Origin of the sequence: Shinella sp. M31 (assembly GCF_049199205.1) — a bacterium.
Taxonomy (GTDB): domain Bacteria; phylum Pseudomonadota; class Alphaproteobacteria; order Rhizobiales; family Rhizobiaceae; genus Shinella.
Genome location: NZ_JBLZPH010000056.1, coordinates 1 through 5,992 on the forward strand (window position 1 = coordinate 1; position 5,992 = coordinate 5,992).

Below are 5,992 nucleotides of genomic sequence, written 5' to 3' on the forward strand. Positions count from 1 at the left end.
AAAAGCTAGCGACGCTGCCGGAAATGGGCGCGACCGAGACCGCAGCCGCCATCGACGCCGCCCACAAGGCTCAAGGCATCTGGGCCGCCCGCCCGGCCAAGGACCGCAGCATTCTCCTGCGCAAATGGTTCGACCTGATCATCGCCAATGCCGACGAACTCGCCGCCATCCTGACCGCCGAAATGGGCAAGCCGCTGGCGGAAGCCAAGGGCGAAATCCTCTACGCCGCCTCCTATGTCGAGTGGTATGCGGAAGAAGCAAAGCGCATCAACGGCGAGACGATTCCCGCCCCGTCCGCCGACAAGCGCATGCTGGTCATCAAGCAGCCGGTCGGCGTGGTCGGCACGATCACGCCGTGGAACTTCCCCGCCGCGATGATCGCCCGCAAGATCGCGCCGGCGCTGGCCGTCGGCTGCACGGTCGTCTCCAAGCCCGCCGAGCAGACGCCGCTGTCGGCGATCGCGCTTGCCGTGCTTGCGGAGAAGGCCGGCATTCCCGCGGGTGTCTTCAACGTCATTCTCGGCACGGACGGCCCGGCGATCGGCAAGGAGCTGTGCTTCAATCCGAAGGTCCGCAAAATCTCGTTCACCGGCTCGACGGAAGTCGGGCGCATCCTGATGCGTCAGTGCTCGGACCAGATCAAGAAGGTCAGCCTCGAGCTCGGCGGCAATGCCCCCTTCATCGTCTTCGACGACGCCAATCTCGACGCGGCCGTCGAGGGCGCCATGGCCTCGAAATACCGCAATGCCGGCCAGACCTGCGTCTGCGCCAACCGCATCTATGTCCAGTCGAACGTCTATGACGTCTTCGCCGAGAAGCTGGCGAAGAAAGTCGCCGAACTCTCCGTCGGCAACGGCTTCGACAAGGGCGTGACGATCGGCCCGCTGATCGAGGAAGCCGCTATCGGAAAGGTGGAGGCTCATATCGCCGACGCCGTTTCCAAGGGCGCGACCGTCGTTGCCGGCGGCAAGCGCATTGCCGGCAGCGGCACGTTCTTCGAGCCGACGGTGCTCAAGGGTGTCGCGCGCGGCATGACGGTCGCACGTGAGGAGACTTTCGGCCCGGTCGCGCCGCTCTTCCGCTTCGATACGGTCGAGGACGTCATCGAGCAGGCGAACGACACCGAATTCGGTCTCGCCGCCTACTTCTTCGCTGGCGATCTCAAGAAGGTCTGGAAGGTCGCGGAAGCCCTGGAATACGGCATGGTCGGCGTCAATACCGGCCTCATCTCCTCCGAGGCGGCCCCCTTCGGCGGCATCAAGCAGTCCGGCCTCGGCCGCGAAGGCTCCGCCCACGGCGCGGATGATTATCTGGAGCTGAAATACGTCTGCATGGGCGACGTCGCCTGATAACAAACGACCAGATCGCCCCGCCTTGTGCGGGGCGATTGTTATGCGCTGTCGATATCCGTTTTGGAGAAATCGTCGCCTTTATATAGCAGCGGCATGTTGAGGTGCCGTGCGCAAGCGTAAGCGAAGCAGTCGCCGAAATTCAACCCAGCGGGGTGGCGGTCTTTGCCGAAGCGCTGGTAGGCGATGACGGCGATTTCACCGACCTCTTGACGGACTGGCTCAATCTCGACGGGGAGCAGTTTCAAAAACGCCGTGACGATCTTGAAAGCGTCCATCGGCGCGATTTGCCGTTGTCGTCCCAGAGCAACGGATGTTTCCCATAGGGCCATCGACGACGTAGAGCGGCTTTCCGCTTGCTCGAGTTTTACCAGAAGTGCATCCGCCCCGTCCTCGGAGGCAAGGATTGCGACGAGCGCCGAGGCGTCGACGAACATCAATTGTCCTCGTAAAGACTGTCGATGAAATCCTTGTCGGCGGCTGTTCCGACCTTGGGGTGTTTCACATCGAGATCGCGAATGAAGGCTTTGGCTTTGACCATCAATGTCGGTTCGCCTTCGGCCCGCGCCAGCTCATGCGCCAGTGCCTGCCGCACGGCCTCGGTCTTGCTGACATTGCGCAGCGTGGACAGCCTTTCGGCAAGCCGGTCGACCTCCTGATCCTTCACATAGAGGGGCATGGTATATCCTTCCCTTGCTTGGGGTATATATAGCATGTCGCGTCACGCTACGGAAGGTCAGGCTCCGTTCACCGCATCCGGATGCGCGGCCTTGAACGCCGGAAGGGCGTTGCAGGCTTCGGCAATGCGCCGCACCTGCTTAAGGCTGGAGATATCGACACCCCAGCGGTCGGCATTGTAAACCTGTGGCACGAGGCAAAAATCGGCCATGGTTGGGGTGTCGCCGTGGCAGAAGGCGCTGGTGGCGGGGTCGTCCAGCAGGACTTCGACGGCGGCGAGGCCTTCGCCGATAAACTTCTTCATCCAAGCGCGGCGGACCTCGTCGCCTCCTCCCGTGATCTCAAGGACATGACCGATGACGCCGGTATTGCAGACGGCATGGATTTCCATGGCGATCGCATAGGAAAGCGTGCGCACCCGCTGTCGTTCATGCGGATTGGTGGGCAGGAAACGCGCCTCAGGGCGCGTTTCCGTGAGATATTCGATGATCGAGAGCGACTGCGTCAACATGTGTCCGTCAATCAACAGCGCCGGCACGAGACCTTGCGGATTGCGGGCACGGTGTTCTTCGGAGCGCTGGGCGCCAGCGAGCAGGTCGACGGATTGCCTGTCATAGGTTAGCCCCAGGCTCGCAAGCGCGATGCGCACGCGATAGCTGGCGGACGAGCGCCAATAATCGAAAAGCACGATGTCGTCGCTCACCCGATCACTCCTTTTCGTATTTCTTGACCGTCTGCTCGATCGCTCCGAAGATCGAATGCCCCGTCTTGTCTTTCATTTCGATGCGCACGGTGTCGCCGAACTTCATGAAAGGCGTCTTGGGCGCGCCGGTCGTAATCGTTTCGATGGTGCGGATCTCGGCGATGCAGGAATAGCCGGCGCCGCCCTCGGAGACGGGCTTGCCGGGGCCGCCGTCGAGCTTGTTGGAAACCGTGCCGGAGCCGATGATCGTGCCGGCGACGAGCGGCCGGGTCTTTGCCGCATGCGCGACGAGCTGGCCGAAATCGAAGGTCATGTCGACGCCGGCATCGGCTTTGCCGAAGGCCTTGCCGTTGAGCGAGACGAGGAGCGGCAGGTGGAGTTTGCCGTCCTTCCAGGCGTCACCCAATTCGTCGGGCGATACGGCGACCGGCGAAAAGGCCGATGACGGCTTCGACTGGAAGAAACCGAAGCCCTTGGCCAATTCGGCGGGGATGAGGCCGCGCAGCGAAACATCGTTGACCAGCATGACGAGCTTGATGGCATCGCGGGCTTCCTCGACACTCGCCCCCATCGGCACATCGCCGACGATGACTGCGATCTCGGCCTCCATGTCGATGCCCCAGGCCTCATCCGCCGCGAGGATCGGGTCGCGCGGTCCGAGAAAACTGTCCGAACCGCCCTGATACATCAGGGGGTCGGTCCAGAAGCTTTCGGGCATGTCGGCATTGCGGGCTTTGCGCACAAGCTCGACATGGTTGACATAGGCCGAACCGTCCGCCCAGGCATAGGCGCGCGGCAAGGGAGAGGCGGCGTCATGTTCATGGAAGCGTGCGGTCGGCTGCGCGCCGGTTTCGAGGCCTTCCGCCACGCGCTCGAGGCGCGGTGCGACATGGTCCCAGTCATCCAGGGCATCCTGCAGGGTGCGGGCGATATGCCCGACCTCCGAGCAGCGCGTCAGGTCACGCGAAACGACGACCAGCCGGCCGTCACGGGTGGAATTCTTCAGCGTCGCAAGTTTCATGCACGTCTCTCCCGATCTTGTTTGCAGCCGTCAGATGGTGTCATCTTCCGGTTGCCTGTCTCCACCCTCGTGCGCCGCTCCCACGGCGCATCGCATTCTTCAAGGAATTCCGCGTGAACCGCTCGGTCCAAAACTCCCTGCTGATCGCCGCCGCCTTTATCGCGGCAACGGCCACCATCCTTTATACGATGGGTCAGCCGCTCATCTGCAAGTGCGGATATGTGAAACTCTGGCATGGCGTCGTTATTTCTTCGGAAAACTCGCAGCATCTCAGCGATTGGTACACGCCGAGCCACATCATTCACGGCATCCTGTTCTTTGGCCTCTTCACGCTGCTCCTGCGCAAAGCCAGCATCAACGTGCGCCTCGTGCTGGCCCTGATCGTCGAATGCGCATGGGAAATCCTCGAAAACACCGACATGATCATCAACCGCTACCGGGAATCGACGATCTCGCTCGATTATTTCGGCGACAGCGTGATCAATTCGAGCGCCGACATCCTCGCCATGGTCGTCGGCTTCTTCCTGGCGTCGCGCCTGCCGGTCTGGGCAAGCGTGGCGATCATCATCGTCTTCGAGGCGACGACCACCTATCTCATCCGGGACGGCCTGACGCTCAATATCCTGATGCTCGTCTGGCCGATGGAAGCGGTGAAGGCCTGGCAGGGCGGCTGAGATCATTTGATGCCCGGCGTGCCGTCGAACTTGCGCTCCAGCCCATCCCAGCATTCGAGATAGTTGTCTTGCAAGGTCTCCAGCTCGGCGGCAAACTTGGTGAGTTGCTGCGGATAGCGGGTCTCGAACATGAAGGCCATGGTGTGGTCGAGCTTCACCGGCTTCAGTTCGGTGTTCGAGGCTTTTTCGAAGCCTGTCGCATCAGGCCCGTGCGGCAGCATCATGTTGTGCAGGCTCATGCCGCCAGGCACGAAGCCCTCTTCCTTGGCGTCGTATTGGCCATGGATCAAGCCCATGAATTCGCTCATGATATTGCGGTGATACCACGGTGGGCGGAACGTGTGCTCAGCCACCATCCAGCGCGGCGGGAAGATGACGAAGTCGATATTGGCCGTGCCCGCCTCCTCGGTCGGCGCTGTCAGGACCGTGAAGATCGACGGGTCCGGATGATCGAAGAGGATCGCGCCGACGGGGGAATAGGTGCGAAGGTCGTATTTGAACGGGGTGTAGTTGCCGTGCCAGGCGACGACGTCGAGCGGCGAATGGCCGATCTCCGTGACAAAGAACTTGCCGCACCATTTGACATGCACCCGGCAGGGCGTTTCCTTGTCCTCATAGGCGGCGACGGGCGTCTTGAAGTCCCGCGGATTGGCAAGGCAGTTGGCGCCAATCGGGCCGCGATCCGGCAGGGTGAATTTCGCGCCGTAATTTTCGCAGATATAGCCGCGCCAGGTATCGCCCTCGCCGAGGCGGGAGACCTTGAACATCATGCCGCGCGGAATGAGCGCGATTTCCAGCGGCTCGACATCCATGATGCCCATTTCGGTGAAGATCCTGACGGCGCCGAGCTGCGGTACGACCAGCAGCTCGCCATCGGCATTGAAGAAATAGTCGTCCACCATATCGGCGTTGAACGTATAGGCGTGCGCGGCCATGCCGACCTGGGTCAGCACGTCGCCCGCCGTCGTCATGGTGCGGATGCCTTCAAGGAAGTTCTGCGTTTCCGCCGGCGCCGGCAGCGGGTTCCAGCGCAGCTGGCCGAGCGGCAGGGAATGATCGTCGAGGCAGGGCGCGCTCTTCCAGTGCGGATAGGAGGCGTTGGAGAAGCGGCGAGTGTGGCGCACGCTCGGGCGGATGCGGTAAAGCCAGGAGCGCTCGTTGGTGCCGCGCGGCGCGGTGAAGGGCGAGCCGGAGAGCTGTTCGGCATAGAGGCCGTAATTGCATTTCTGCGGACTGTTCTGGCCCTGCGGCAGGGCGCCCGGCAGGGATTCCGTCTCGAAGTCGTTGCCGAAGCCCGGCATGTATCTCAGGCTGTTGGTGCTCTCGGACATGGCTTGCCCTCCTCTTCAAGCAGGCTTAGATGGTTGCAGATGTAACTGTCCATTTTGTAACCATCAAGGCGCCGTCGATGGACTTCAATCTTGAAAGTTTCCTGCCCTATCGCCTCAACCAGGCGGCCGAGCGGGTGAGCCAGCGTTTCGCCGCGCAGTACCGCGCCCGCTACCGCATGACACGGCCGGAATGGCGGGCGCTGGCGGCTCTCGGCAGCTATGGCCGGATGACCGCC

The 5,992-nt window shown here is 62.1% G+C and carries 7 protein-coding genes and 1 pseudogene; 3 read left to right on the plus strand and 5 right to left on the minus strand.

Going from position 1 to position 5,992, the window contains the following annotated elements:
* Window positions 1-1,349 (plus strand): NAD-dependent succinate-semialdehyde dehydrogenase (locus ACOZKU_RS08610; protein ID WP_421578526.1); only part of this gene is annotated, 1,349 nt, incomplete at its 5' end.
* A gap of 41 nt (window positions 1,350-1,390) precedes the next feature.
* Here the strand turns inward: ACOZKU_RS08610 and ACOZKU_RS08615 are convergent.
* From ACOZKU_RS08615 to ACOZKU_RS08630, 4 genes are read right to left on the minus strand one after another with little or no spacing between them, the layout of a single operon-like run.
* Window positions 1,391-1,786, minus strand: coding sequence for a type II toxin-antitoxin system VapC family toxin (locus ACOZKU_RS08615; RefSeq protein ID WP_421578527.1), 396 nt, complete (start codon window positions 1,784-1,786; stop codon window positions 1,391-1,393).
* The gene (locus ACOZKU_RS08620; protein ID WP_421578528.1) at window positions 1,786-2,028 is read right to left on the minus strand and encodes a type II toxin-antitoxin system VapB family antitoxin; all 243 of its coding nucleotides are present in this window, start codon (window positions 2,026-2,028) and stop codon (window positions 1,786-1,788) included. Before ACOZKU_RS08620 ends, ACOZKU_RS08615 begins: the two co-directional genes overlap by 1 nt.
* A gap of 57 nt (window positions 2,029-2,085) precedes the next feature.
* Window positions 2,086-2,730 carry a maleylacetoacetate isomerase gene (gene maiA, locus ACOZKU_RS08625; RefSeq protein WP_421578529.1) on the minus strand — a complete coding sequence of 215 codons (645 nt, stop codon included), beginning with the start codon at window positions 2,728-2,730 and terminating at the stop codon, window positions 2,086-2,088.
* Between the two features lie 4 nt (window positions 2,731-2,734).
* A complete protein-coding gene (locus tag ACOZKU_RS08630; RefSeq protein ID WP_421578530.1) occupies window positions 2,735-3,751 on the minus strand; it encodes a fumarylacetoacetate hydrolase family protein in 1,017 nt (338 codons plus the stop codon).
* Window positions 3,752-3,864: 113 nt separating this feature from the next.
* Between ACOZKU_RS08630 and ACOZKU_RS08635 the strand changes: the two genes are divergently transcribed.
* Window positions 3,865-4,425, plus strand: a complete 561-nt coding sequence (locus tag ACOZKU_RS08635; protein WP_421578531.1) for a DUF2585 domain-containing protein — start codon at window positions 3,865-3,867, stop codon at window positions 4,423-4,425.
* A 2-nt stretch (window positions 4,426-4,427) separates the two neighbouring features.
* Here ACOZKU_RS08635 and hmgA read toward each other — a convergent pair whose 3' ends face one another.
* Window positions 4,428-5,756, minus strand: coding sequence for a homogentisate 1,2-dioxygenase (gene hmgA / locus ACOZKU_RS08640; protein WP_421578532.1), 1,329 nt, complete (start codon window positions 5,754-5,756; stop codon window positions 4,428-4,430).
* A 77-nt stretch (window positions 5,757-5,833) separates the two neighbouring features.
* On the opposite strand from hmgA, the pseudogene ACOZKU_RS08645 reads away from it, so the two are divergent.
* Window positions 5,834-5,992, plus strand: a pseudogene (locus ACOZKU_RS08645) (MarR family transcriptional regulator); the annotation flags it as partial.